The organism is Ruegeria sp. CDSA034 (assembly GCF_059612275.1).
In genome coordinates this window covers 1-25,788 of record NZ_JBXWQH010000014.1, presented here as the reverse complement: position 1 = coordinate 25,788, position 25,788 = coordinate 1, and the positions used below count along the sequence as shown (strand labels likewise).

General features: G+C 56.7%; 27 protein-coding genes and 2 tRNA genes. 16 read left to right on the top strand and 13 right to left on the bottom strand.

Annotation, left to right across the window (positions count from 1 at the left end; genetic code table 11):
- Nucleotides 1–7 precede the first annotated feature (7 nt).
- Nucleotides 8–499 (bottom strand): acetyl-CoA carboxylase biotin carboxyl carrier protein, encoded by a 492-nt coding sequence (gene accB / locus AC2FLJ_RS18650; RefSeq protein WP_058272194.1) that lies wholly within the window; start codon nt 497–499, stop codon nt 8–10.
- A gap of 149 nt (nt 500–648) precedes the next feature.
- Nucleotides 649–1,185 carry a LuxR C-terminal-related transcriptional regulator gene (locus tag AC2FLJ_RS18645; RefSeq protein WP_058272193.1) on the bottom strand — a complete coding sequence of 179 codons (537 nt, stop codon included), beginning with the start codon at nt 1,183–1,185 and terminating at the stop codon, nt 649–651.
- Between the two features lie 204 nt (nt 1,186–1,389).
- Between AC2FLJ_RS18645 and AC2FLJ_RS18640 the strand changes: the two genes are divergently transcribed.
- From AC2FLJ_RS18640 to AC2FLJ_RS18620, 5 genes are all read left to right on the top strand, one after another.
- Nucleotides 1,390–2,685, top strand: a complete 1,296-nt coding sequence (locus AC2FLJ_RS18640; protein ID WP_496707110.1) for a helix-turn-helix domain-containing protein — start codon at nt 1,390–1,392, stop codon at nt 2,683–2,685.
- A 76-nt stretch (nt 2,686–2,761) separates the two neighbouring features.
- Complete coding sequence (locus tag AC2FLJ_RS18635) at nt 2,762–3,142, top strand: response regulator transcription factor (RefSeq protein WP_058272302.1); 381 nt, start codon at nt 2,762–2,764, stop codon at nt 3,140–3,142.
- Entirely contained in the window at nt 3,139–3,441 is a 303-nt protein-coding gene (locus AC2FLJ_RS18630) for a hypothetical protein (protein ID WP_496707108.1), read from the top strand. Before AC2FLJ_RS18635 ends, AC2FLJ_RS18630 begins: the two co-directional genes overlap by 4 nt.
- The gene (locus tag AC2FLJ_RS18625) at nt 3,441–6,119 is read left to right on the top strand and encodes an ATP-binding protein (RefSeq protein WP_496707106.1); all 2,679 of its coding nucleotides are present in this window, start codon (nt 3,441–3,443) and stop codon (nt 6,117–6,119) included. The genes AC2FLJ_RS18630 and AC2FLJ_RS18625 overlap by 1 nt, the downstream gene beginning before the upstream one ends.
- Nucleotides 6,120–6,196: 77 nt before the next feature.
- Entirely contained in the window at nt 6,197–7,303 is a 1,107-nt protein-coding gene (locus tag AC2FLJ_RS18620; protein WP_496707104.1) for a FliM/FliN family flagellar motor C-terminal domain-containing protein, read from the top strand.
- Nucleotides 7,304–7,321: 18 nt separating this feature from the next.
- Here the strand turns inward: AC2FLJ_RS18620 and AC2FLJ_RS18615 are convergent, their stop codons facing one another.
- From AC2FLJ_RS18615 to AC2FLJ_RS18600, 4 genes are read right to left on the bottom strand one after another with little or no spacing between them, the layout of a single operon-like run.
- Nucleotides 7,322–7,753 (bottom strand): protein tyrosine phosphatase family protein, encoded by a 432-nt coding sequence (locus AC2FLJ_RS18615; protein ID WP_108861797.1) that lies wholly within the window; start codon nt 7,751–7,753, stop codon nt 7,322–7,324.
- Nucleotides 7,754–7,762: 9 nt separating this feature from the next.
- Nucleotides 7,763–8,194 carry a DUF6691 family protein gene (locus AC2FLJ_RS18610; RefSeq protein WP_496707102.1) on the bottom strand — a complete coding sequence of 144 codons (432 nt, stop codon included), beginning with the start codon at nt 8,192–8,194 and terminating at the stop codon, nt 7,763–7,765.
- A complete protein-coding gene (locus tag AC2FLJ_RS18605) occupies nt 8,194–8,616 on the bottom strand; it encodes a YeeE/YedE family protein (RefSeq protein ID WP_058272188.1) in 423 nt (140 codons plus the stop codon). Before AC2FLJ_RS18605 ends, AC2FLJ_RS18610 begins: the two co-directional genes overlap by 1 nt.
- 32 nt (nt 8,617–8,648) lie before the next feature.
- A complete protein-coding gene (locus AC2FLJ_RS18600) occupies nt 8,649–9,512 on the bottom strand; it encodes an MBL fold metallo-hydrolase (RefSeq protein WP_496707100.1) in 864 nt (287 codons plus the stop codon).
- 245 nt (nt 9,513–9,757) lie between these two features.
- Here AC2FLJ_RS18600 and AC2FLJ_RS18595 point away from each other — a divergent pair, with 245 nt between their 5' ends.
- Complete coding sequence (locus tag AC2FLJ_RS18595) at nt 9,758–9,973, top strand: hypothetical protein (RefSeq protein ID WP_058277021.1); 216 nt, start codon at nt 9,758–9,760, stop codon at nt 9,971–9,973.
- 9 nt (nt 9,974–9,982) lie between these two features.
- Here the strand turns inward: AC2FLJ_RS18595 and AC2FLJ_RS18590 are convergent, their stop codons facing one another.
- Complete coding sequence (locus tag AC2FLJ_RS18590) at nt 9,983–10,201, bottom strand: hypothetical protein (RefSeq protein ID WP_170417849.1); 219 nt, start codon at nt 10,199–10,201, stop codon at nt 9,983–9,985.
- A 161-nt stretch (nt 10,202–10,362) separates the two neighbouring features.
- On the opposite strand from AC2FLJ_RS18590, the gene AC2FLJ_RS18585 reads away from it, so the two are divergent.
- Complete coding sequence (locus AC2FLJ_RS18585) at nt 10,363–10,629, top strand: DUF2312 domain-containing protein (RefSeq protein WP_058272185.1); 267 nt, start codon at nt 10,363–10,365, stop codon at nt 10,627–10,629.
- 13 nt (nt 10,630–10,642) lie between these two features.
- On the opposite strand, the gene AC2FLJ_RS18580 is transcribed toward AC2FLJ_RS18585, so the two are convergent.
- Nucleotides 10,643–11,518 (bottom strand): hypothetical protein, encoded by an 876-nt coding sequence (locus AC2FLJ_RS18580; protein WP_496707098.1) that lies wholly within the window; start codon nt 11,516–11,518, stop codon nt 10,643–10,645.
- 185 nt (nt 11,519–11,703) lie between these two features.
- Here AC2FLJ_RS18580 and AC2FLJ_RS18575 point away from each other — a divergent pair.
- Nucleotides 11,704–11,779 (top strand) — tRNA-Thr (locus tag AC2FLJ_RS18575).
- Between the two features lie 319 nt (nt 11,780–12,098).
- Here the strand turns inward: AC2FLJ_RS18575 and AC2FLJ_RS18570 are convergent.
- Nucleotides 12,099–12,581, bottom strand: a complete 483-nt coding sequence (locus AC2FLJ_RS18570; RefSeq protein WP_282119964.1) for a hypothetical protein — start codon at nt 12,579–12,581, stop codon at nt 12,099–12,101.
- A 236-nt stretch (nt 12,582–12,817) separates the two neighbouring features.
- Here AC2FLJ_RS18570 and AC2FLJ_RS18565 point away from each other — a divergent pair.
- Nucleotides 12,818–12,903 (top strand) — tRNA-Leu (locus AC2FLJ_RS18565).
- Nucleotides 12,904–12,911: 8 nt separating this feature from the next.
- Here AC2FLJ_RS18565 and AC2FLJ_RS18560 read toward each other — a convergent pair.
- Nucleotides 12,912–13,409 carry a hypothetical protein gene (locus AC2FLJ_RS18560; RefSeq protein ID WP_058272340.1) on the bottom strand — a complete coding sequence of 166 codons (498 nt, stop codon included), beginning with the start codon at nt 13,407–13,409 and terminating at the stop codon, nt 12,912–12,914.
- Nucleotides 13,402–14,151: a helix-turn-helix transcriptional regulator gene (locus tag AC2FLJ_RS18555; RefSeq protein ID WP_496707096.1), complete on the bottom strand. Its 750-nt coding sequence runs from the start codon at nt 14,149–14,151 to the stop codon at nt 13,402–13,404. The genes AC2FLJ_RS18560 and AC2FLJ_RS18555 overlap by 8 nt, the downstream gene beginning before the upstream one ends.
- A 601-nt stretch (nt 14,152–14,752) precedes the next feature.
- Between AC2FLJ_RS18555 and AC2FLJ_RS18550 the strand changes: the two genes are divergently transcribed.
- The 6 genes from AC2FLJ_RS18550 to AC2FLJ_RS18525 all read left to right on the top strand — a co-directional run bounded on the left by AC2FLJ_RS18550 (nt 14,753) and on the right by AC2FLJ_RS18525 (nt 23,888).
- Nucleotides 14,753–17,404: a hypothetical protein gene (locus tag AC2FLJ_RS18550; RefSeq protein WP_496699762.1), complete on the top strand. Its 2,652-nt coding sequence runs from the start codon at nt 14,753–14,755 to the stop codon at nt 17,402–17,404.
- Nucleotides 17,405–17,532: 128 nt separating this feature from the next.
- Nucleotides 17,533–19,476, top strand: a complete 1,944-nt coding sequence (locus AC2FLJ_RS18545; RefSeq protein ID WP_496699761.1) for a type I secretion protein — start codon at nt 17,533–17,535, stop codon at nt 19,474–19,476.
- Between the two features lie 251 nt (nt 19,477–19,727).
- Nucleotides 19,728–21,806 carry a type I secretion system permease/ATPase gene (locus AC2FLJ_RS18540; RefSeq protein ID WP_496699760.1) on the top strand — a complete coding sequence of 693 codons (2,079 nt, stop codon included), beginning with the start codon at nt 19,728–19,730 and terminating at the stop codon, nt 21,804–21,806.
- On the top strand, nt 21,803–23,155 hold the full coding sequence (locus AC2FLJ_RS18535; RefSeq protein ID WP_282119958.1) for an HlyD family type I secretion periplasmic adaptor subunit: 1,353 nt from the start codon (nt 21,803–21,805) through the stop codon (nt 23,153–23,155). Before AC2FLJ_RS18540 ends, AC2FLJ_RS18535 begins: the two co-directional genes overlap by 4 nt.
- Before the next feature lie 72 nt (nt 23,156–23,227).
- Entirely contained in the window at nt 23,228–23,599 is a 372-nt protein-coding gene (locus tag AC2FLJ_RS18530) for a rhodanese-like domain-containing protein (RefSeq protein WP_282169177.1), read from the top strand.
- A 100-nt stretch (nt 23,600–23,699) separates the two neighbouring features.
- A complete protein-coding gene (locus AC2FLJ_RS18525; protein ID WP_282119956.1) occupies nt 23,700–23,888 on the top strand; it encodes a hypothetical protein in 189 nt (62 codons plus the stop codon).
- Here AC2FLJ_RS18525 and AC2FLJ_RS18520 read toward each other — a convergent pair whose 3' ends face one another.
- Entirely contained in the window at nt 23,889–24,647 is a 759-nt protein-coding gene (locus tag AC2FLJ_RS18520; RefSeq protein WP_496707094.1) for an alpha/beta fold hydrolase, read from the bottom strand.
- 92 nt (nt 24,648–24,739) lie between these two features.
- On the opposite strand from AC2FLJ_RS18520, the gene AC2FLJ_RS18515 reads away from it, so the two are divergent.
- Nucleotides 24,740–25,114 carry a hypothetical protein gene (locus tag AC2FLJ_RS18515; RefSeq protein WP_496707093.1) on the top strand — a complete coding sequence of 125 codons (375 nt, stop codon included), beginning with the start codon at nt 24,740–24,742 and terminating at the stop codon, nt 25,112–25,114.
- 65 nt (nt 25,115–25,179) lie between these two features.
- On the opposite strand, the gene AC2FLJ_RS18510 is transcribed toward AC2FLJ_RS18515, so the two are convergent.
- On the bottom strand, nt 25,180–25,788 hold a 609-nt coding region (locus AC2FLJ_RS18510), incomplete at its 5' end, for a PLP-dependent aminotransferase family protein (protein ID WP_496706124.1).

Genomic DNA, 25,788 nt, shown 5'->3' with positions numbered 1-25,788 from the left:
GACCGCCTTACTCAACGATGACCAGAGGGGTGCCGAATTCCACCGCATCACCGTCACCGACCAGAATGCGTTTGATGGTTCCGGATTTGGGCGCGTGAATGTGGTTCATGGTTTTCATCGCTTCGACAATCAGCAGAGTGTCGCCTTCGGACACCGATGCGCCGACGCTGATGAAGGACGGTGCGCCCGGTTCGGGCTGCATATAAACGGTTCCTACCATGGGCGAGGTGACAGCGCCCGGGTGGCTGGCCGGATCTTCCTGTGCCGCCGGAGCTTCGACAGGTGCAGCGGCCGCTGCTACGGGTGCTGGTGCCGCTGCCGGTACGGCCATCTGAACAGGGGCGGGCGCGACCTGTGACATACGGCTGACGCGGACATTCAAACTGTCGTCATCACCATATTCGCGCATGACTTCGAGTTCGGTCAGGTCATTTTCGCGCAGCAGTTCGGCCAGTGCCTTGATGAATGCCACGTCCGCTTCGTGTTTGGTATCTGTCATGAGTGTCCTCGACGGTTCCCCTTTGGCCCGTCTGTTCTCGCGGGCTTTGGTCTGATTACGCAGCGTTATAAGCTATGCGGACGGTCATGAAAAGCGCAGTCTCGGCATGTCAGATGGGGGTTTTGCCCAATATTTCGGGGGGAAACGGATTAAAGGGGCATGCCTGAGAGTTTTGCCACAAGTTCAGGTAGTTTGCGCGCGCCGAACTTCTCTAGCAGACGGGCGCGGTAAGCCTCGATTGTGCGATAGCTCAGCCCCAACTCGACGCCGATTTCCTTGGCGGACAGACCACGGCAGGACATGATGGCAACTTCGCGTTCGCGGGTTGTCAGTTCGACCAGCGGGCGGTCTTCGGAGATATCAGAAAAGCTCCAGATGCCATGGCGAAACGGGTCGTCCGGCGTCAGGGATCGTCCGCGTGCACGGCACCAAAACAGGTCACCGTCGCGACGGCGCATAACTCGTTCGTCGGTATAATATCCTGTGTCCTGCATCGCTTTCAGGCCGCGCTGTCCGATCCTCTCCCAGTCCGCGACCGACGGGTAGAGGTGCAGCAGAGGCATATTACGATACTCTGCCTCCTCGCCGCCAAAGGTGCGGGCAAATTGCAGATTGCAGCGTCGGATGATGCGGTTTTCCAACTCGACCAATCCGATGGGGGCATATTCGAAAGCTGGGTCGCTCATCCGGCTATCGTGCAAGGAATTCGGGAAAATTAGAAGAGGGTGGATGCAGATTTGGCAGATTGGGCACCGATTGCTGGGGTGGAAGGGAATGGCCATCCGCAACCACAGTTGTGAATGCTGTAAATGGGCTATGAAAATTAGCCTTTAAGCATTAGAAATTTAATGGGAGTTTTGAAAAGAATGGATCGAATTGGGTGATGGAACATGCGCGACACGCTGACGGGTAGCCGCATTCGCGAGCGACGCCAAATCTCAGGTTTGCGGCAGGCCGAGCTTGCGCGGCAGGTCGGCATCTCGGCGTCTTACTTGAATCTGATCGAACACAATCGTCGCCGGATCGGGGGCAAGCTGCTGGTGGACATCGCCAATGCCCTGTCTGTTGAGCCTTCGCTACTCACTCAAGGGATTGAGGCTACGCTGATTTCAGCGCTGCGCGAGGCTGCTGCAGATGCGGTCGGACAGCAGGCCGAAGTGGACGCGCTGGAAGAGTTCGCAGGCCGGTTTCCCGGATGGGCCGGAGTTCTGGCGCAGATGCATCGTCGGGTCGTCTCGCTTGAGCGCACGGTTGAAACCCTGTCCGATCGGTTGACGCATGATCCACATCTTGCCGCGTCGATGCACGAGGTGCTGTCCACGGCCGCTGCCATTCGTTCAACGGCAGCGATTCTGGCCGACACGCAGGAAATCGAGCCCGAGTGGCGCGATCGGTTTCACCGCAACCTGCACCAGGATGCCGAACGGTTGGCCGACAGTTCCAAGTCTCTGGTGGCATACTTGGATGATTCTGAGGCGGCCGATGACCGTCGCGGTGTACCCTCGGAGGATGCCGAGGCTTTTTTTCAGGCCAACAGCCACCATTTCCCGCAGATCGAAGCAGGCGGAAGCGGTGCGGACATTGACCTGAGCGCGATTGAATCGGCGGCAGCGCGGACTGTGACCAAGGGATATCTGGATACCTACGCCGCAGATGTCAGAGCCATGCCTCTGGACGACGTGCAGAAGGCTCTCACCGAGACCGAGCCTGATCCGCTGGCTCTGGCGGCACGGTTTTTAGTAGATATCCCGACAGTCCTGCGGCGGCTGGCGACATTGCCCGAAGGATATCTGGGGCGGCCGACCGGGTTGGTGGTCTGTGACGCGTCCGGTAGTATCTTGTTCAGTAAATCCGTGCCGGGTTTCGCCATGCCACGCTTTGGCGAAGCCTGCCCGTTTTGGCCCATCTTTCAGGCGCTGAACAGACCATTGGTTCCGATCCGCAAACGTGTTGTGCAATTGGGGCGAACGGCGGCCGAGTTCGACTGCTATGCCTACGCGTGGCCGCAGGCGGTTTCAGGATATGACGATGCGCCGGCCTATCATTCAGTCATGCTTGTCCGAGCGGTGGAAGAGGGGGCTCCGAGCGCGCAATCCGTGACCCGGGTCGGCCCAAGCTGCCGGGTTTGCCCGAATGACGCCTGTGCATCGCGCCGAGAGCCGTCGATTTTGAGCGAAGGTTTTTGACAGTTTCCTGACAGAAGGCTTAAGCTGACGCCGACAGGTTCACGGACAGAACCTGTCATGGGGAGGAATGGAACATATGAGCCGTAAGGTTCTGTTAATTGAGGATGAGCCCAACATCGCTGAGGCCATTCGATTTTTGCTGACCCGCGAGGGATGGCAGGTTGAAACGCACGCAGAAGGGTCGGATGCGATAGAAGTCATTCAGGGCGCAAACCCTGATCTGGTCATTCTGGACGTTATGCTGCCCGGCAAAAGCGGGATGGAGATTTTGCGCAACCTGCGCGAGCTTGAGGGCATGCAGCATTTGCCCGTTTTGATGCTGACAGCGCGCGGGCAATCGCGCGACCGGGAAATGGCTGAAAATGCCGGGGTCAGCCGCTTTATGACCAAACCGTTTTCCAACGCCGAAGTGCTGACAGCGGTGCGAGACCTGCACGCGCAGGCAACGCGGTCATGAACTCGGGCGAAGATCGCAAACCCCAAGGGGTCCGGCCTTCGCTATTTCTCGAGCGTCAAAGTTATCGCCGCCGCAGGTTGATGGATGCCGCGCGTCTTTTGCCCATTCTGGGGGCGGCTCTTGTTGCCATTCCGCTGCTCTGGCCAAGCCAAGGCTCATCTGATGATGGTGTGCCGCTGTCTTCAGCAATTCTGTATATCTTCGCGTGCTGGGCTTTGCTGATCATAATCAGTCTGATCTTTGGATTTGCAGCCAGACGAATGGTTGTAAGTGACGATGCCGAGGCAGAGTCGGATTGATGGCCACACTAAACGTTCTGATCCTGGTTTGCCTCGGCTATGTCGTTCTGTTGTTCGCGGTGGCTTTTGCCGCTGACCGGATGGCGGCCGCTGGCCGAGGGGCGTGGTTGCGGTCTCCGCTGATCTATACATTGTCGCTGTCGATTTATTGCACGGCTTGGACCTTTTATGGCGCGGTCGGAAATGCTGCGCGGTCCGGGTTGGAATTTGTCACCATCTATCTTGGCCCGACGCTGGTGATGCTCAGCTGGTGGTGGGGGCTGCGCAAGCTCGTGCGGGTCGGACGCACCCAGCGGGTAACCTCCATCGCAGACTTGATTTCCTCGCGATACGGAAAATCCAACACGCTGGCCATTTGCGTGACCATTCTGGCCGTTTTGGGTGGAACGCCGTACATCGCGTTGCAGCTGCAATCCATTACACTGTCTTTTTCCATCTTTGCAGAGGCTGATCCCTCGGGCCTCTACCGAGAAGGTTCCAGTGTGTTTTGGGTAGCTGCGGGCCTGGCGGTATTTGCTATCCTATTTGGCACTCGAAATCTGGACGCGAATGAGCGTCACCACGGCGTGGTCACCGCCATTGCGTTGGAATCGGTCGTCAAACTGTTCGCCTTGCTTGCGGTTGGTGTCTTCGTGGTTTGGGGGGTTGCGGGTGGGATCGGCCCGATGATGGATCGCATCGATGCCTCAGAAATCGGGCAATGGAATGTGGATGCCGGACGTTGGACGACCTTCATCTTCCTCTCGGCTGCCGCTTTCATCTGTTTACCGCGGATGTTTCAGGTGATGGTCGTTGAAAATGCGGATGAGGGGCATCTGAGAACCGCTGCTTGGGCTTTCCCGTTATATCTGCTGTTGATGAGCCTGTTTGTCGTGCCCATCGCCGTCGTGGGGCTGGATTTGATGCCCGAAGGCTCGAACCCTGACCTGTTCGTGCTGACGGTGCCCTTGTCGCAGGGGAACGACTGGCTGGCGATGCTGTCGTTTATCGGCGGGTTTTCCTCGGCCACGTCTATGGTCATCGTGACGGCAATGGCGTTGTCGACCATGGTGTCGAACCATCTGGTCATGCCGATCTGGCTAAGCACGCAAGGGGGGGCGGGTTCGGTCTCGGGTGATGTGCGCAACGTGGTGCTGATGGCGCGGCGCGTGTCCATCGCGGTCATCATGGCGCTGGGTTACTATTACTACCGCTTGTCGGGCGGTGGGGCTGCACTGGCGTCGATCGGGCTGGTGGCCTTCGCGGGCATTTCCCAGATCCTGCCAGCGCTGGTAGGAGGGTTGTTCTGGCGCGGGGCCACGCGAACCGGGGCGTTGGTGGGGCTGACGGTTGGTTTTGTGCTGTGGATTTACACATTGTTACTACCGGGGATGGGCGGGGCAATAATGCCCGACTCGGTGTTGCAGAACGGTCCCTTCGGGTGGGGCTGGCTGCGCCCAAGGGCCCTTTTCGGGATCGAAGGAATGGACCCCATGGTCCACTCGGTCATGTGGTCGTTGGCATTGAATACGGCTGCGTTCTGCGCCGCGTCATTGTTGAGCTTTCCCAGCCCGTTGGAGCGTCTTCAGGGCGCGCAGTTCGTCAATGTTTTTGACCACTCGGTCTCACCTGCTGGTTGGACCGGGTCGGTTGCGCAAAGCGAAGACCTGATGATCATGACACAGCGCATTCTGGGCTCTGGCCCGGCGCAGGAGTTCTTTCAGCACGAGGCCGAAGCACAGGGTGGACGGACAAGCCTGCCGGAACCCACGCCGGGGTTTTTGGAAAGACTGGAACGTGAACTCAGCGGCTCGGTCGGCGCGGCCACGGCCCATGCGATGATCGGGCAGATTGTCGGTGGATCGTCCGTTTCGGTTGAAGACTTGCTAGCGGTGGCTGACGAGTCGGCGGAACTGTTGGAATATTCCAGCCAGCTTGAGGCCAAATCTGCCGAGCTCAGCCGAACCGCGCGCCAACTGCGAGAAGCGAATACCAAACTGACACAGATCTCGGAACAAAAAGACGGGTTCCTCAGTCAGGTCAGCCATGAATTGCGGACGCCGATGACCTCAATCCGGGCCTTTTCCGAGATCATGCGCGATACGGATGGTCTGAGTGCCGAAGAGCAAACGCGCTATGCCGCGATCATCCATGATGAGGCCCTGCGGCTGACGCGCCTACTGGACGATTTGCTGGACCTGAGCGTTCTGGAAAGCGGTCGTGTGAGCCTGAATATGGGTGGGGATACCCTTGGTTCGGTCTTGGATCGGGCGGTCTCAAGCTCATTGGCGGGGTCGCATCCAAAACTCAGGATTCGCCGCTCGCGACCGTCCGAGCGTATTCCGCTGAACACGGATCTTGATCGGTTGGGGCAGGTCTTTATCAATCTGATTTCGAACGCGCAGAAATACTGCGACGCGGATGAACCCGTTCTGACCATCTCGGCCCATGATGTCGGAGGGCAGGTCGTTATTGATTTCACCGATAACGGCAGTGGCATCCCACCCGAAGCGCAGTCGATGGTGTTCGAAAAGTTTGCCCGTGTCGGTGGGGACAAGGCGGGTGGCGCTGGTTTGGGGTTGGCGATCTGTCGCGAGATCATGCAGCGTCTGGGCGGCGAGATCAGTTATCTTCCCGGCCAGGGCGGTGCGGCCTTTCGCGTCCGCCTTCCGCTGGCGCACCGGCAAGCTGCGCAATAATACGAGCATAAAGACATTGGTAACCCGCCTCGGGTTAGACCGGATACCAGGTTCAGAAACTCAAATCGGTATCGGGCATGACGCAGTCTGTCAGCACAGCTTTGGCGCGCAAACTTTCAGCGGGACAAGAAGAGCAAGGTGAAAAGCCGCGTTCCGTTCTTCGTGCCCTTCGACTGGCCTTTGCGCGAACGGCAGGGGATCAGTTCCAGCTGCCGCTATCGGTGATCGGTGCAAGGCAGTCTCTCAAAGCTCAGGACACGCTGGCTGAGGTGATTGATGCGGACTGGATGCTGCTGCGCCTGGGCAACGCGGACGGGATGTCCGCTGCGATTTGCGTGGATATGGGGGTCGTGTCAGCGATCGTCCAAGTGCAGACAATTGGTGAAGTTATGCCGAACCCGCCAACAGCACGGGAGTACACAGATACGGATGCAGCAATGGTGGCGCCGCTGGTCGAAGACGCTTTGACCAGGGCCGTCGCACTGGTCGATACAGCCGCCGATCAATCCAGTCTTGCCGATTATGAATTCCGGGCGCGGATGGCGGATCTGCGTTCATTGTCGCTGGCTATGGTCGAAGACGCATATCGCGTGTTTGACCTGACGGTAGAACTTGGCGGCGGGCTACGACAGGGGCAGATCACAGTCCTGTTGCCCGATACACCGTCAGAGCAGGGGGCCGATGATGAAAATCAAGTTGCTGCCGGCCCGAAGCTTGAGCAAGCGTCGGGGGTTGTCCGGGCCGAATTGAATACGGTGATCGGTAGGATGTCAGTGCCATTGGCAACCCTGTCCGGGCTGTCAGTTGGGGATGTCCTTCCGTTGACCGGATCACGGCTGGATCGTGCGGAAATCCTGACAATTGGTCGAACGCGGGCTGCAATTGGACGTTTGGGACAATGCGGAGGAATGCGCGCAGTACGGTTGAACGAATGTGCTTCGGCTGTGGCATTGGAGCAAGCTGAAATGCCCGAGTTTCTGGAAGCGCGAAGCAGCGCGCCAGGGCCGGAGGCTCTGAAAGATCCGATGCCAATCGATCCCACACATGAAATCGTGCCGATAGATGCAGTGGCATTGAACGAATTGGAGGGCGATCTAGGCTTTGGCAGCCCGGATCAGATGGCGGCCGAAATTTCGCAACTGGCAGGTCTGACGGGATTGGACGACATTGCTGACCCAACCTAACCTGATTGCCATAGGTCCTTAGCCGTCAGAACCGCGCATATGCTCAAGCGCGGGGCGCAGGTTGTCCAGCATATAACCGGCTTTGGTTGTGGCCTCGAGGATCTCATCCGCGCTCATGTGGTCGCACTGACCCAAAGCCCAAACCACAGAGCAGCGGGTGCCCGATGCGCAATAGGCCAAAACGGGGCCAGAGCAGCTTTCAGCCAATTCTCGTTGCAGGGCAACATTGCCGGGTGTCATGGTCTGGTGGGTCAGTTCCAGAACCTCATATTCCATCCCGGCTGCCCGGACGGCCTGTCCGATTGCATCCGACTGCATGGTTGGTGGAACTTCCGTATTGGGACGGTTGCAGATGACCTTAACGAAACCTGCTGCGGCGATGGCTGGGACGTCCTCGACCGTGATTTGGGGCGAGACGGCATAGCGGGGGGTTATTGGTCGAATCTCCATGGCAATTGCTTAGGCCGCGTTTGCGGATCTGTCCAGTTGTGCACCAAGCCCGGGCGCCGCAAACATTCCTGTGATCATCGCAGCCAGAAACACGAGGCCGCCAAGGCCGCCATAGGTTATGGACGCAATTGCAGGTCCAGGACAAAGCCCGGACAAGCCCCAGCCCATGCCAAACATCACGGAACCGATAATCAGGCGACGGTCCAACTCGGGCGGGCTCATCTTAGGAAACTGACCACCGGTCAGCGGCCTGCGGTGGGCCGTCATTCTCCACGCGATGAGCATCGGCAGGATCGCGCCGCCCATCACAAATGCCAGGGTGGGATCCCAGTTTCCAAACACATCCAGCCACCCTTGAACCTTGGTGGTATCGGTCATGCCCGAAATCAAAAGGCCGGCACCAAACAGAGATCCGGCCAGCATCGATATGAGAACCCGCATCAAATCAGCCCCCATACATGGCGCATCAGGGCAATTGTTGCCCCACCTGCGCCGATATAGATCAACGTCGCGATGATGCCCCTGACGGAGAATCGAGAAATACCACATACCCCGTGCCCCGAGGTGCATCCATTGGCAATGCGCGTTCCTGCGCCAACCAAAAGGCCGGCGATGACGATCACTGCGAAATTGTCGGTCAGATGTGTCATGGGCGCAGAAGAGAGCAGGGGGCTCAAAACAAGCGGTGTCGCGATGACGCCTGCAATGAAGCTTAGGCGTTCTAACGTGCGGTCACTGCCATCAACCAGCCCGCCTAGAATCCCACTGGCGCCCATAATGCGCCCATTGCCCAGAAGGTAGACTGCGGCGCCCAGGCCGATCAGCAGGCCACCGGCAAGCCCCCAAATCCATTCAATGTACATTCGTTATCCTCAGTTCGCCTGATGGGTCTGCGTCACAACTTGTTGATCGGCACCTTCAGGAATACGTCGCCCTGTTCGTCCGCAGGCGGCATCTGTCCGGCCCGCATATTGACCTGCAGGGACGGCAGGATCAGGCGCGGCATGGGCAGGGTCGCATCGCGGGCATCACGCATCTCGACAAATTCCTCGATTGATTTGCCTTGTCCGATATGGACGTTCAGGGCTTTTTGCTCTCCGACAGTGGTCTCCCAGGCAAATTCATCACGCCCCGGAGCTTTGTAGTCATGGCCAACAAAGATGCGCGTCTCATCCGGCAGGGCCAGGATCTTCTGGATCGACTCGAACAGCATTTCCGAAGACCCACCGGGAAAATCGCATCGCGCGGTGCCGAAATCCGGCATGAACAGCGTGTCACCGACAAATGCCGCGTCTCCGATCACATATGTCATGCAGGCGGGCGTATGGCCGGGCGTGTGGAAAACATCGCCACGCATCTGCCCAACATGGAAGCTGTCGCCATCGCGGAACAAAGCATCGAACTGACTGCCGTCGCGCTGAAACTCAGTCCCTTCATTGAAGATTTTCCCGAAGGTTTCCTGGATCGTAACGATCTGTTCACCGATACCGATCTTTCCGCCCAGTTCCTGTTGCAGATAGGGTGCCGCCGAAAGGTGGTCGGCATGCACATGGCTTTCCAGAATCCACTCGACCCTTAGCTCATTGTCGCGAACATAAGCGACGATCTGATCCGCCGAGTCGGTCTTCGTTCGGCCCGAGGCGTGATCGAAGTCCAGAACGCTGTCGACGATTGCGCAGGCCGTCCCTTCGAGTTCCTGCACAAGGTATGAGACCGTATTGGTTTCAGGGTCGAAAAACGCTTTCACAATTGGTGTCATCTGGCTCTCCGTCAGCGCGCAGTTTATCATATATGTTTTTCAGAATATGATGCAACCGGCATTCTTTGATTTGATGCGTGTCAAGGCAAGTTAATCCAAATCCGATTAGAATTTAATCATTCTGCCTTAGGTTGCCGATACCGGGTGGGCGACAGGCAGTTTTCCGCGCGTTTGTTCGCCACGATAACCAGGTCTTAAATCCGTTACCTATATCGGCGACAGTGATAGAAATTGGGAGGAATAAAATGTCTGCAAAAAGTTTGTATTCCGAAGCCGAACACCTGGAGCAAAAGCTGCAGAATGCCTGTTTTGAGACCCGGCTTGCGCTTCAGCCCAGTGTAACCAAAGTGATTGATCGGATGCGTCAGGAAGGCATGCACGTGCCATCGCGCCTGCGTCACCTGGATGCGGCTTTGTGCGAAGATGCCATAGAGGCGCAGTTCGACAATATGCCGGTCTGAGGCGAAGCATTAGCTGAACGAGATTCCCAGGATCACCAGCATCAGGCCAATCACAGAAAGAAAAAGCGAAGCCAGATTCCACGGCAGAACGCTTTGAACAGCGGCGCGCAATTCATCGTCCGACAGGCCGGATTTGCGCGCTTTCATCACACGCAGGATACACCAAACCAGACCCAGTAGGCCTGCAAGTGACAGGGCGGCACCGCCCCAGGTGATGAATTCGAACATGGTTCCCCACATTTTTCCGCAAATCCTGTTTGCGCTTAGCGGATCGACCGACCGCGCACAAGCCCATCGAGGATTGGATGCTTGCAGCCCACGCAGCGGCAATGTATCCGGCTAACTGCCGTTGCTAATGCATCAGATCGCAGCCTTTTGGAGAGATGAATATGGAAGACGTGACCGAGGATCAGGCCGCCGCCAACTACCGTGTAACAGCGGGCGAGCTGCGTCAGTTCGTAGAACGGATCGAACGCCTGGATGCCGAAAAAAAGGACCTGGCGGAGCAGCAGAAAGAGGTCATGGCCGAAGCCAAAGCCCGCGGTTACGACACAAAAGTGATGCGCAAGGTCATCGCGCTGCGCAAACGCGACAAGGACGATATCGCCGAAGAAGAGGCGGTACTTGAAATGTATAAGGAAGCGTTGGGCATGTGAGCCGGGCCTGGGGTTAGGGTTTCAGGACCTTCACCCCGGCCATCGTTTCCAACTTGGTCAGATCCTGCTCGTACAGTTCGGAAAATGCGTCGATGATCTCATCGCTCCAGCCGGGCAGGTCCAGTTCTTCTTCCATTTTGTCCGGCTGAGCATGGTTTGCCAGAATGTCTGCAAGAACGTCTCGGGTTTCAGCCTGTGAAAGAGTCGAAACCTGGTCCAGAATCGCCTGCGCTTGTGACTGACCTTCTTCAGTCAGCAAAGAGATCAGCAGGTCATACTCATCTTTGATCGTGGCGTCCGCAGCAAGCCCGCCGACGCTGCGTACAACGTCCCCCCACAGCAGCGGGATGTCCTCATTGCACCACAGGGTGATCTGCACTGCGGGGGCAAAGTCGCGAACATCTTCGATCATCTCAACCCAGCTGAGGTGACTTAGATCATTGTTGCGGATCACGTCCTCGCGCGCCTGTTCCGGTAATGACATCAGGTGTTTTGGGATAAAACTACCGGGGTTCCTGAGCGCCAGATACAATTCCAACTGACAATCGCTAAAGGACTCTTCCAGAACAGATAAGCGTTTGCCCGCGGAAGGATAGAATTGCCCACCGGCAAGAACCAGGTTTTTCTCGCCAATGAATTCGGCGCTGGTGAAAATGGCGCGCTTTGCCTCTGGGTGGATAGGAAGATTGCCCCGCATACTTTCAATCTCATCCGGTAATGGAGGGCGCGTATTCAAGGCCTGAAATGCGGGTTTGAACACTTGCCGGTAACGACGAGGACCAAATAAAGTCGCACCATTTCGAGCCAGTACGTCCCCATTGGCTTGCAACGACCTGAGCAGTCGCCCCTCATCGGTAAAAGCCGCGCCTGCGTGGATTGCAACCTGCATGTTTGGTTCTTGTCCTTGCATTCCTGAACCTGCCTGTCGAGTTACAGGCTGTGCCAGGGACAGTCAAATCCACAGCCCCCACTTAAAGGTGATCGGTCGCATCACAACGAAAATCCAAAATCCCTAAGTTTGGATGAAAATTGAGGCTTGCAGTCCGTTAAAAGAGAAAGTAATCGACACCCAGCGCCCCTATAGCTCAGCTGGTAGAGCAACTGATTTGTAATCAGTAGGTCCGCGGTTCGAGTCCGTGTGGGGGCACCACTAAATCTCTATAGCTTGCCGGAACCACCGTGTGAACAGATTGAATCTGTCCCATTCGGACTGGGGCGCCGTCAGCGCGAATGCCCTAGTTTCTTGTTGGCGGTTGATACTGTGAAACAAAATTCCACTTCGAATGGCGCGACACGCTTAGCCACAGAAGTTAGCATCGATCCGTCAACCCTCGGTACTTAGGTTTTCCGGGTTCACCAAACCTCCCAAGATAACGATGGACTCGCGACATCAAAGTAAATGTATTTAGCTTTGAGTTCCTGCAGGAGCAGTTCGCCAAAAAAATGGCGACCTTATCGGCGCTTGATGTTCAGGTTAAGCCGATAGTGATGCCAAAGACGTAAAGGCTGGAGGGCTCGGTAATCTTTTGCATGAACTCAACCCAGTCCTCACTATACATCCGTTCGAATTGAACGGGATAGGCCCAAACCAGATTGTGGAACGTGAAAGTAGTTAACAAGACGCCAACTGTACTGGCGCTTGCGAACTCTTTTTGCTTGTCCCTGAGAAACATCGAAATGACCATACCCGCCATACTGGCCATCGCGATACCGATAAAATCCTGTGTGTTTACTTTGCCAGCTTCCGGCACACCTACCATTTGAAACTGAATAAAACGGGTCAGGAAAACCACCATGGAGCCAAGCACAAAAGCCCCAATGAACGCGCCTGGATAGGCGAGGCGTTTCCATATGTTATCAGTATTGGGTTTGGGATTCCTACTTGCCGTTTCTTTTGTGCGTTTATTTATCTGCGCGATACGATCATCAAAGGATTTTTGCTCAGTGCTCACGATGTAACTCAATTGCTTTTCTGCTTTGCAGCGTAGCCTAACTCCAAGTGGAGGTTAAGCAAGAGTCATGCAACCCAAGAGAAAGTGATTGATGCATCGCGGTGATGGAACGGCATGGGTAATGAAGGGGATACCCGGACGTTTTGACGCCTAAGTTTCTCAAGTGAAACGCATTGAATTCGTGATCTGTTGGCCTTACTGAGTTCCTGAGGCCCAACAGAGGCTTGGCACGCTGAGCGGGCGTGATGGAATGGTAGACATATCAGACTTAAAATCTGAAGGGCGTACGCCCGTGTGGGTTCGAGTCCCACCGCCCGCACCAGCGCATTTCTAAGCCGGGAACCCAAGATCGTTAATCAGTTTCCACAAATCCCGATTCGCCACAGAAAGCTGGTCGACCACCTTTTCGATTTCTTTCATCGCACCCTCATCAACCGTATCCTGACGGCCCAGTTTGATGTCCGTCTTCCGGTCCGCAATGCGCATCAGGATTGTCTTCGGATTGCCGCTGTCGGGATCGAAGGAATAGATGCAATGGTTGTATCTGTTCCGAATTCCCGAAAGCTTGCTGAGACGCTGCGTGTGCTTAAGGATTGGGTCACGAATGTCTGGCGGACGGCCTTCCATCTTGGCCAGCCGCTCGACCAGATCAATTCTGGCGCGGGTCGTGTTCAGCGTCAGAAAGATGATGACCGAGATATCCTTGTTGGTGCGGGTCAACCCGGCGATCAGGTGAATCAACAGGCTTTCCGTGTTGGTCCACATGTAGTTCAACTTTCCGACTAGCAGGATCAGGCGGTCAAACCGGGCTTCGAAATCGTCAGTCAACGGGCAGCTCTCGCGTTTCGTCCGGCGCAACCTCGAAATAAAACTGCGCAGCTGCGGTCCGGTTACTGACACCGATCTTGCCCGCCACGTTGTGCATATGAAGTTTGACCGTGTGTTCGGTGATACCCAGGTTCGATGCGATGATCTTGTTGCTTTGACCTTTTGACACCAGTTTGAGCACCTGCTTTTCCCGGCGCGTCAGCTTTGAGTATGTCGGGTGGAGACCGCTGGGTCTTGATGTCGCTACCGGCGCGCGGTTTGACGACGTCGGTGCATGCGCCACGCAATCCGCAAGAAAACACGGCAGGTACAGCTCTTCATGTAACAGCAGGCGTAAAATAGACCGCCATACATCCGGCGCGACGTTCATCGGCAGATATCCGATGTCGCCGAATTTGCCGCGATCCCACTTTTCGAATGCGAGCCGGGCAGCTTCTTCCTTGCGATAAGCAAAGGCCAAGCTGCCTGATCCCGCGATTTCCATATAGGTCTGCGGTCGGTTCAACAGATCGTCCAGCATCATCTGGTCGACGACGACCACCTTTCCTGCTCCAACGTCCAAGCGGCTTGGCGCAGGCAGCACGTCAATTGTTTCGATCCGGCGCGTGACCACGCCAAATTCGGTTTGAACACCATGGATCGTTTGGTCTGAATAGAAGAGTTCTTTGCCGACGAAATTGATCGAGAAGTCTTCGGGATTAGAATTGTTTGGAATAGCACTATCCTGAAACGGAATGCCCATTATTCCCCCCTTAATTAACCCACACCGCGAAAAATGCGGCGAAATTGTAACCAGTACTCGTAGTGCAGAATTTGAAGTGATTTACTGTATAGAGCTGCACTATAGCGGAAAGTACAAGTTTCATCAACGCTGATGGCAGGTTTACAAAAAACAGTTCTAATACTTTCGGCTAGGTTACCTATACCACTTCCCGCTTAAGTAGAAGAAATCGTTGGCTTTCCTAAACTGCTGGTTTCAATCTTGTCACGCAGGCGGACAAAGCGGGCATTTTTACCAACCATAGTTTTAGAGCAATGAAAACAAGGCACTGAGCGTTCTAGTGCTTTAGGGTAGCTATGCAGTTCGCCCTCGGCCTGTAACCATGAGTCTGCTTCTATTTTGAAGTCTTAATTCCTGATGTGTCGGCGAATCGCGCATTTCCGCGAGTCATAACCGCAGACACGAAGTCGGCTAAGCCGAGAAAGGAGGGTGGGAGATACTTCACTGAACGAGACCGCACACATGCGCGTTTTGCGCCTGAGTGTTTTTCCTAGTTTCAACCGCGCCAGTAGCCGTTTTGTAGATGAATGATGGCCCGTGCGCTTTATAAGTGGAAAATAATATGTCACGTGGACGTAATCAAAATCATAATAACGTTGTAGACGTCGAAGAAATTAACACCGGCGATGTCTATGTTCCGATTTATGCCGATGTCGATGTAGAAGAAGCTGACATCGAACTTGAAAACACCGAACAGAAGACCAAAGTCGACAACGAACAGGGTCAAGGTCAGGATCAAGAGCAAGCTCAGAAGACGAAGGTCGAAAATGAGCAAGGTCAGGGTCAAGACCAGGAACAGGGCCAAGGCCAGGATCAAGGCCAGCACCAGGGTCAAGGTCAGACCAACGGTGACAATGAAAATGACAACTCAAATTGGGTTCACATCGATTTCGGCGAAGAAGGTATGCCGAGCGATGATGATGTCGTTGACATCGACGCTAACGGTTCAGAATTTGGTGATGTGATCACCGCTGGTGGCGACATTGACTATGATCCCGGCGATGATCTGAACTTGGACATCGACATGAGCGGTACGACCACTGCAATGTCGGCGATCAACAGCCAGTATGCCAACCTGAGCGATGACGATACTCTTGAAAACGCCGAAGTGAACAACGACGGTACCTTCAAGCAGATGGGCGATGCCAAAGGCGGCGACGCATCTTCTGGCGACGGCATCAGCGCAGGTGCTGATGGCGGAAACTCTGGCGATGGTGGCGAGACCACTGCGGGTGACGCTTATGGCGAAACCTACGGCGGGCACACAGCGGCCTTTGGTGGTCATAGCGGTGATGCCGACGGTGACGGCGATGGCGGCAACGGTGGTGACTCCGGTGACGCACTGAACTTCGGTCTGGGAGTCGGACATTCTGCAGCAGATGCGGATGGTGACAGCACCGGCGGTGAAGGTGGCGACGCAGACGCTGAATCGGATGCCGAAAATGAAAGCGAAACCGAAGTCGACATCGAAAGCGATGGTGGCGACGGTGGCAACGCTGGTTCGATTGGACTTGGTGTTGGACTGGGCCTCTCCGGGGCCAGCAACGACGGAGAATCGGAAGGCGGAGACAATGACTCTGAAGCCGACACTGAAGTCGATTCCGAAGCTGACAATGAATCGGAAGCCGATGACGCAAACGGCGGAAGCGGTCTGGCTGGCAACCTTGGCGGTGCTTTGAACGAAAGCGAAACCGAAGCCGAAAACGGTGACTCCACATCTGGTGGTAACATCGGTCTTGGCCTTGCGGGTGCAGGTTCGGAAGCAGATGCAGATGCTGACGGTGGTGACGCTGACGGCGGTGACGGCGACGGCGGTGACGGCGACGGCGAGGGCGGTGACGGCGGTGATGCCGACAGCGGCAACGGTGACGGCGGCAACGGCGGCGACGGTGACGGCGGCAACGGCCCAGGTGGCGACGGCGACGCTGGTGAAGTAACTGCCGGTGAAGGCGATGGCGGCGACGGCGACGGCGGCGACGGCGACGAAGGCGGCGACGGTGACGGCGGCGACGGTGACGGCGGCGACGGTACTGGAGGAACATCCGGTCAAGTCGACGGTGCGCTTGCAGCTCTGAACCAGCAAAACGGCCTGATTGGTCAGAACAATGGCGCAGCTGGCGCAAGCAACGGCGGTGGTGACACCAACGGTGGCAACCCTGGTGTTGGTGGTGCTGGTGACGGCGGCAACGGCCCTGGTGGTGATGGCGGCGACGGCGACGGTGGTGACGGTGCTACTGGCGTTGGCGGCGATGCCCATGGTGGCAACGGCCCAGGCGGTACGGGTACCGGTGGTACTGGTGTCGGCGGTGCCGGTGCTACAGGTGTCGGCGGTGCAGCTGACGGCGGCAACGGCGACGGTGGCGACGGCACAGGCGCAGCTGGTGTCGGTGGTGCCGGAGGCGATGCTGGTGCAGACGGCGGTGAAGCTGACTCGCAAGCCGATGCTCAGGGCGTAGGTGATCAGGACGCCAAAGGTCCGGTCGTTACGCAATCGCCAGGCGACGCCAACGGTGAAGCCGACAACAACCAGAGTGCGGAAAACAATGCCGGTGACGGTGGAACCAACGATGTCGATGGTTGGGCACAGTCCAATGGTACCGGTACTGCGACCGCTGACGGTGTCGGTGGCGGCGGCGGTGCTGTCCAGCAGGACGCGATGTCCTCGGGCACTGGTGCCGGTTCTGCAGATGCGGTGAACACTGCCGGCGACGGTGGAATGTCCGACGTCTTCTCGGAGGCTGACACTGATGGTTCGGCTGACAGCATGGCAGAGGCCATTGCCGGGTATGGCGGCGACGCGATGTCCGACAACGACGCAACCTCGACCGGAATGGGCAGCGCCACTGGTGCAGCACAATCAGGTGTCGGTGGCGGCGGCGGTGCCGGTGCCGGATACGGTGGAACCTCTGGCAGTGCAGCAGGCACGGCTAACGGTGGTGAAACCTACGGTGCTGACGTCGATGGTGGCGCTGCTTCGGGTGCATACTCGGGTGCTGGCGGAACCGGCGGCAACGCTGGATCCTGGGGCACGGGCAACCAGGGCGACGGAATCGTCAACGGCGAGTCCTACGCTTCGGCAGCTGCCGTAGTCGACACATCGGCGTTCAACCAGTCGATCGTCATGGGTGCCAACGTTCTTGGCAACTCGGTCGATACGACCATGGTTGGTGGTTCGATGACCGCGACCCACAACAGCGACGACAACGACGTATAAGTCGCAGTCAGGGCCCGAATTATCGGGCCCCGACCATCTGATGAAACTGCCGAGGCCGCGACAAGTGGCCTCGGCACAACAAACCCAAAGCGGAAATTTTAGGCCGGGGCGGGGAAAAGGAAACCGATATGTCTCTCGACAGTATTACAGAAACGATTGCGCATTTTGTTGGAACCTTTCAGCTTACCATTGAACAAGCCCGCCTGCGGGAGCAGTACGAAGAATTTACCGCGCTTCGGCGCAAGAACGACTTGGACGAACTCGAAGACCCGATGTCCATCCGGGTCAAAGCAGATCTGAAACTCGATCCGGGCGACTATGATGCGCTCCCTTATATGCTTCTGCCGCCTCCTTCCGACCTACCTTTGCCGCCGATGCCCGACGGGCCGGTGGAGATGTCCGAAATGTTTTCCGGTTCGGCTTTTGGACCCGCCCCATACATTCCTGATGCTCAGTTTGGTGAAGCCCAGACAGCTACATTGATTTTGGACCCACAGGTCCCGCCGCTCATCATCGGCTCGGCCGTGACCTATAACTTCCAGACAATTGTCATGAGCGACAACGACGTGGTCGGACATGGCGATTTCCGCGATGTCGAAATCCAGATCGCACAAGGCCAGCAGATGCTGGATGTCGCTCTGTCGATGCACGCTATTGCTACGCCTTCCCTGAATATTGAAGACTACAAGTCACTGGAATACCTAGAAAGTCTCGCCGAGCAGATGCAGTCGCCGATGATTTCGCAAATCGAAGGCGTGACCATTCATCAGTTCCACGGTGAAGACGCGCTGGGTGTTATCGTGAATGGCGAAGTGGTCGAGGAAATCCCGGATTGGAACGATCTTCTTCCGGCACATCATCAGACTGAAGAAGACGAGGACGAAAATGATGCGCCGGACATGTTGCCGGCCGAATGGGACCGCTCGGATGACGACGAGTTCGGCGAGGGCCATACGGTCATTGCGGGCGGAAACCTTGCGGTCAACGAGGTTGCCATCACAGTAGCCTGGGTCGACGCGCCGGTCATCGCAGTGGGTGGTAAGTCCGTTAGCTTAACGGTTGTCAGCCAGGTGGCAGTCGTGTCCGACATCGACCAGGGTGAACCCGGTGTGCAAAGCGACACGAATGTAGTTCAGGCCTCATACATCGGGACCGAAGCCAACGAACAGTGGTGGCAAGACGACGATGCTGCAGAACCAGGTGCGGATCCGATCGTCTCGGTCACGTGGATACAAGGAGACTTGTGGGTCACGAACTTTATCAAGCAGGTGATTGACGCCACCGATATCGACAAGATCAGCACGGAAATCTCAGCTTCGACCAGCTTGTTCACGTTGGGCGACAACGTTTTGAGCAACGTCACAAACATCGTTCAGTTGGGTAACTTCTATGACTTGATCATGATCGGCGGGAACATGATTTCGGTCGATATGCTGCACCAGACTATCGCGTTGTTGGATGATGACGTCTATGGCAACGGTAGCAAGCCGGCAGAAGGTGACGACAATCTGGTCATGAACCAGGCGTCTCTGACAACGACGGGCGAGGACACGGTTGAAGAGCTGGACATGGCCCATGCCGAAGCCATGCCGCTGCAGCAGGTTGATCGCGAGGCGTTTGAAGACGCGCTAACATCCAATCCCGATTATGCCGGAATGGAATTGATCCGCGTACTGAAGATCGAAGGCGATCTGGTACAGATCAATTCGGTCGAACAGGTCACATTGTTGCAAGATCAGGACGATCTTTCGGTTGATGCTGCCGCTGCCGTCGATGCGGTGGTCAACGGGGCTGGCAATGCCCTGTTAAATGCAGCCAACGTTACCAAAGTCGGTGTCGACTCAACGGTTATGGCGGCGGGCGGCGAGTATTCGGAACTGCTGTTGCACCAGGCCTCGTTGCTTGACATACCCGAAGTGCCAGACGCTTCTGAGTTGGCCAATGAAGCCATTGCTGTGCTTATGGAAGAGACTGCAGCGATTGGCGAAAACGCTATCGGACAGGCACAATCGAACCTTACGCCATCTGAAATTGCCAGCACCGATGATGCGATGCAAACCATGTTGGCGTGAATTTTCTACCCGTTTAAGTCAAACCGTGTTAGCGTAAAGACTGTATTTTTTGCGAGTGCTCCGAAAGTTTTAAAATGTCGATTGTTTTTTCGTCGCGTCGTTCTCCTGATGCCAGCCCGCTTGATATTGAGGGCGTTGGTACTCCCGCGCAGCCAAATGGCAGCGATGGACCCCAACCAAAAACAGCTGAGGCGCAAAGTTTGCGCCTGAACAAAGAAATGCGTGTGCCAGATCCAAAGGACAGTCCAAAGATGACTGCGAAAAAGGATGATGCGGTCGCCGCAAAAGCTGTGAAGCCCAAAAAGCAGGCGACCAAACCCAGATCGGAACCACCAATTCGTGCTGCGGCTTCCCCCCGGCGCGAACAGTCGCAGCCCGCTCAAGATCAGAATGCCCAGGGCCGCGACGCTGGGGTGGCCGAAGAAGCCCAAAGCCCCGATCCTGACACTGCCACGGAAACGACAGCGCGGGTGACCCCCCAAACGCGCTCGAAGGGCGGTGAACACATAGGTGCCACTATCGAGGCTAAGGCGAACGAGCCGATGCAACTCCGAAAAACGGGCGGAGGTGACGGCAATGGGCCACCCCAGACATTTCACAAACGCACGCCGCCAGAGGATTTCCAAAATACGCTGCGCGTCTCTTTAAAGGCGATCTGGCGCAATCTCGCATTTGTTCTGGTTCTGACCTGCGCAACCAACATTCTAATCCTTGCCATCCCGATTTACCTGTTTCAAATCAGCGACCGGGTGCTGACCAGCCGGTCTTTGGATACGCTGATCATGCTGACCGCAATTGTTGCGGGGGCAGTGATCTTTCAGGCGGCCTTCGACGCGGTGCGCCGTTTTATTCTCATGCGTACAGCGGTCGAGGTGGCCGCACGGTTAGGCGCGCCCGTTCTGAGTGCAGCGGCACATGCGTCGCTGCACGGCAACGGGCGCGAATACCAGACGCTGGGTGATCTTCAGCAGGTGCGCGGCTTCCTGGTGTCAGGGACGTTGATTTCGTTCCTTGATGTACCTTTTGCGCCGCTGTTCATTCTGATGATTTTCCTGGTCCATCCGCAGCTTGGATCAATCGTCATCGTCACCGCGCTGTTGCTGATGATTATCGCGATAGTGAACCAGAAAATGACCGCCAAGCCCTTTGCCGAGGCGAACAGATCCCAGTCGATGGCGAACCTGCACCTCGACTCGATGGCGCGTAACAGCCAGATCATCAACGCTCTGGCGATGATTCCCGAGGCGGTACGCATCTGGGGCCGCGACACGGCTCAGTCCCTGACGTGGCAGGTGCGGGCGCAGGACCGGAACGTGATTTTCGCGGCGATCTCGCGGGCTGTGCGCTTGCTGACACAAATCGCCATTCTGGGCTGGGGTGCGTATCTGGCGCTGCAGGGCGAGATGACAGGCGGTATGGTTATCGCCGCTTCGATCATCGCCGGGCGCGCCTTTGCGCCTATCGAAGGATCGATTGAAGGCTGGAACTCATTCCTGCTGACGCGGGCTGCGTTTGGTCGGATCAAAAACCTTCTGTCCAATTCAGCCCTTCAGTTTGAAAAGCTGCGCCTGCCACGTCCCGAGGGGCGGATGGATGTCGAACGCTTGCTTTACGTCCCAGGCGGCACCAAACGTGTTGTCCTGAATGGGATCAGCTTCTCGCTCAACCCCGGTGAAACGCTGGCCGTTATCGGCAATTCCGGCGCCGGCAAGACCACGTTGGGTAAAACGCTGGTTGGGTCGATCCTGCCGACATCCGGCAGTGTGCGTCTGGATCTGATGGACATCCGCAACTGGGACCCCCGTCAGTTTGGCGAGAGCATCGGGTATCTGCCGCAGGACGTTCAACTGTTCCCCGGTACGATCAAGGACAATATCGGCCGGATGCGTGCCGATGCGACAGATGAACAAATCCACGACGCGGCTGTTCTGGCTGATGTGCACAACATGATCGCCACTTTGCCGCAAGGATATGAAACCGTGGTTGCGGCTGATGGCTCTCCGCTGTCGGGCGGGCAAAAGCAGCGTATCGCACTGGCGCGTGCTTTCTTTGGCAATCCGCGCATGGTGGTTCTGGACGAACCGAACTCGAACCTGGATGTTGCCGGTGACCAAGCGCTGTCGCGGGCGATTGCGCAGGCCAAGGAAAGCAAGATCACCGTCGTGGTGATCACGCAGAAACCGACGCTGCTTAGTGTTGTCGACAAGATCATGCTGCTGACCGATGGTCGCGTGGCGCTGTTTGGTCACCGTGAGCAGGTGCTGCAACAGCTGAACTCCTCGCGTGGGAACAGACCCGGCATTCAGTCGCAGCAGGGGGGACCGGCATGAACGAACTTGTACCCGTAAACAACGATCCCAAGGACCCAACCGTTTGGTATGCCGAGGTTCCGCGCACGATCCACCGCTTTGTTGTAATCGGTATCGTTTTGCTGGTTGTCTGCTTTGGCGGGTTTGGCATCTGGTCTTTCCGTGCGCCACTGGCTGCGGCGGTGATCGCGCAGGGCAGTTTTGTTGCGACAGGACAGAACAAGATCGTACAGCATCTTGAAGGGGGGATTATCGACGACATCAAAGTCATCGAAGGTCAGTCCGTTATCAAGGGGCAGGTTCTTATGACCCTTGATCAGACCTCGGCCGAGTCAAATGAACGCGAACTGTTCATTCGCATGACCCGTCTGCAAGCCATGACCGAACGCTTGTCGGCTGAAAATAATGAGCGTGATCGGCTGGAGTTTTCGCCGGAGTTGATAGAGGCGTCTGACGATGTCGAGGTTATGGCTATCCTCGACGGGCAAAAGATCAGCTTTGATGTCTCTCGCAAGACATTGCTGAACGATATCGCTTTGCTGCAACGCAACATGGAAGCGTTGAAAATTCGTTCAAGCGGGTTTGAGGCGCAGTTGGAAAGCATGGTCCGGCGTTCGGAAATCCTGCAGGAAGAGTTTGAAACCAAACAGGCCTTGTTCGAAAAGGGGCTGGTGCGTAAGGGCGACATCAACACGATCCGTCGCGTGCAGGCCGAGGCCGAGGGCCAACAGGCGCGGTTGACGGCTGAAACGGCCGAAATCAACCAGATGATTCTGAAATACGAAGAACAGATATCTCGCACACGTTCCGCCTATCGCGAGGCCGCTCTGGACGAATTGGGCGTGATTGCCGCTGATTTGGAAAGCGTCCGCGAAAAGTCCCGGCAGGCCCGTAGCATTCTGGACCGTGCGGTTGTTCGCGCTCCGGTCACAGGTACGGTGGTGCGATTGCATTATCACACTGCTGGTGGCGTTATCGAAACGGGTGAACCCATTGCGGAAATCCTGCCTTCGGATGCGCCCCTGATCATTGAGGCGCAGATTCCTCGGACGGAAATCGACAGTGTCGTGACCGGTCAGCAGGCGACGGTACGCCTTGTGGGGCTGAACCAGCGGACCACCCCAGTACTCAGCGGCGAGGTTTTCTATGTTTCGGCGGACGCGCTGGTCGAAGATTCGGCTGGTGTCATCCAAGAGGTCTATCTGGCGCGCATCTCGCTGGAACCCGATGAGATGGACCGCGTGCGTGGATTTGTTCCCACACCCGGAATGCCGGCTGAGATCATGATACAGACCGAGGAACGCACCTTTGCAGCCTATATCGCAAAACCTGTGACCGACAGCATGTCTCGCGCCTTCCGCGAACATTGATCGCCTTATCGGCCTGCTCTTTCCTGCGCCAGCGTGTTAGCCTCTGGTGAGATTCACCAGAGGGGACGCTTTATGCCATTGACTGTAGGCCAGATGATGGAGGCAGCAAACGCTGCCGTTGAACGGATTGACACAATCAAAGCAAAGGAACTGATCGGGCAGGGTGCTTTGTTGCTGGACGTGCGCGACGCGGTAGAGCTGCAGCAAACCGGCCGTGCGCAAGGCGCGCATCATATCCCGCGCGGTATGCTGGAATTCCGCGCTGACGACACCCTGAAATCTCATGACCCCGAGCTGCGCAAAGACCGCGCAATCGTGCTGTATTGCGCGGCTGGTGGTCGTGCGGCACTGGCGGGCAAGCTGTTGAGAGATATGGGGTATGAAAAGGTTTACAACATCGGTGGGTTGCCGGACTGGGTCAACGGTGGCGGCGAAGTGACCTGATTTCTGACCTCTGTCCATTGAAATCTGACGCAGATCAAGGCGTATAGCATACCAGTTGTCTAAAGCGATAATCGGGCTTCTGACAAAAGGACAACTGACGATGCTACGCCTTGCCTCTATCCTTTATACTTTGATCGCAACCGCTCTGGCCGGGTCGGGCGTTATTGCCGTCCTGTCCGCGGGATTGGTGTCTACGGTTGCAATCGTTTCAGCAGCCGCAGCTGGCTGTGTGGCTGCCTTGCCAGTGTCTTGGTTTGTAGCGAAGAAACTGTACCAGAACGCAGCCTGATCAGGCGTTCAGATAGGTCCTGACAGCGGCTTCAAACTCACGAGGTTTCTCGGCGTGCAGCCAATGGCCTGCGCCGGGGATTTTCGCAAATCGTGCGGCGGGAAAATGCGCGCGGATGGTGCTGCGATGTTCGGGCAGGACGTAATCGGAATCGCCACCGGACAAAAACAGGGCCGGGCCGTCCCAGGATGCATCAGTTTCCGGAAAGCCCATGATTTTGGGCATCTCGGCCGCCAGCGTGTCAAGGTTCAGAAGCCAACGCTTCCCCTTGACGTCCAGAGATTGCGTGAAAAAGCTCTGCAACGCTTTTTCGACGCCTTGCGCCGCCAACTGTCCCTCGGCGTCCGAGCGTCTTTCAATCGTTGAAAAATCCACGGCTCGCATGGCTTCGATGAATTGGATTTGGCTGTGTGTATAAGTAACAGGCGCAATGTCCGCCACAATCAGCTTGCGCACCAAATCTCCGCGACTCAGCGCCAGCATCATCGCGGCCTTACCACCCATAGAATGCCCGACAACATCCGCTTTGCCGCCAAGGTGCAGGATCACCTCGGCCAGATCGTCGGCCAAATCGGGATAACCGTGCTCGTTGGTCCATTCGCTGTAGGCGTGGTTACGCATATCGACTGCAACGACCTGCCTTTCGTCACATAGTCGGCGCGCAATAACCCCCCAGTTTCGGGCTGATCCATACAGCCCATGCGCGATCAGCAGAGGAGGGTTTGAGGTCGGTTCACCGTGAATGATCGTGTTCAGCATTCTGGTTTGATACCTGCGTGCGTTTGAAACGACCAGCCCCCATTGTCGCCCCTGTGGGGTGAGGTTAGATTGCGCAGGCAGGAGGCCACGTCATGTCGCAAACCACAGATATCCAAAGCCAGATCGCGCAGACGGTGCAATTGCTGCGTGAAAAGCTGGGTGTAAAGGACCAGACGCTGACGGCTTCTGTCCGCAAGGCCAAGCGCCGATTGCCGCGCCGCGTATACAAGCAGGCCATGATGCTGGCCGGTGCGGAGCAGATGGCCTCGCACCCTAAACTGCGGTTGGTGCTGGACACTCCGAAACTGGCCAAGGCATCGGAAGAGGTTCAGACCCATCTGAGCGGTATAAACCTGGCCGATCGCCGCTGGGGCTGGTTTCTGAACTTTCTGGGGGCTCTTGCTTTGGGATTTCTGGCGCTGGCGGCTTTGGCCGTGTTTGTTCTGCGCTGGCGCGGTTACATCTGACTGCATTCCCAACAAAAAAAACGGCGCCCATTGGACGCCGTTCTGATTTGTGATCCCTGTGTGGATTACAGGTTTGGATAGATCGGGAATTTAGCGCAAAGCTCTGCAACCTCGGCTTTGACCTTGGCTTCAACCGCGCCATTGCCGTCTTCGCCGTTGGCGGCCAGACCGTCGACGACTTCGATGATCCAATCTGCGATCTGGCGGAATTCGATCTCGCCAAAGCCGCGGGTGGTGCCGGCGGGGGAGCCCAGACGGATGCCCGACGTGATGGTCGGTTTTTCCGGATCAAACGGCACGCCGTTCTTGTTGCAGGTGATATGCGCCCGGCCCAGAGCCTTGTCGACAATGTTGCCGGTCACGCCCTTGGGTCGCAGATCGACCAGCACCACATGGGTGTCGGTGCCGTGGGTCACCGTGTCCAGACCACCCTTGATCAGCTGGTCCGACAGCGCCTGTGCGTTCACCACAACCTGCTTGATGTAGTCCTTGAACGCGGGTTGCAGCGCCTCGCCGAAGGCCACGGCCTTGGCTGCGATCACATGCATCAGCGGGCCGCCCTGAATGCCGGGGAAGATCGCCGAATTCACTTTTTTAGCGATATCTTCATCATTGGTCAGGATCATGCCGCCACGCGGACCGCGCAGGGTTTTGTGCGTGGTGGTGGTTGCCAC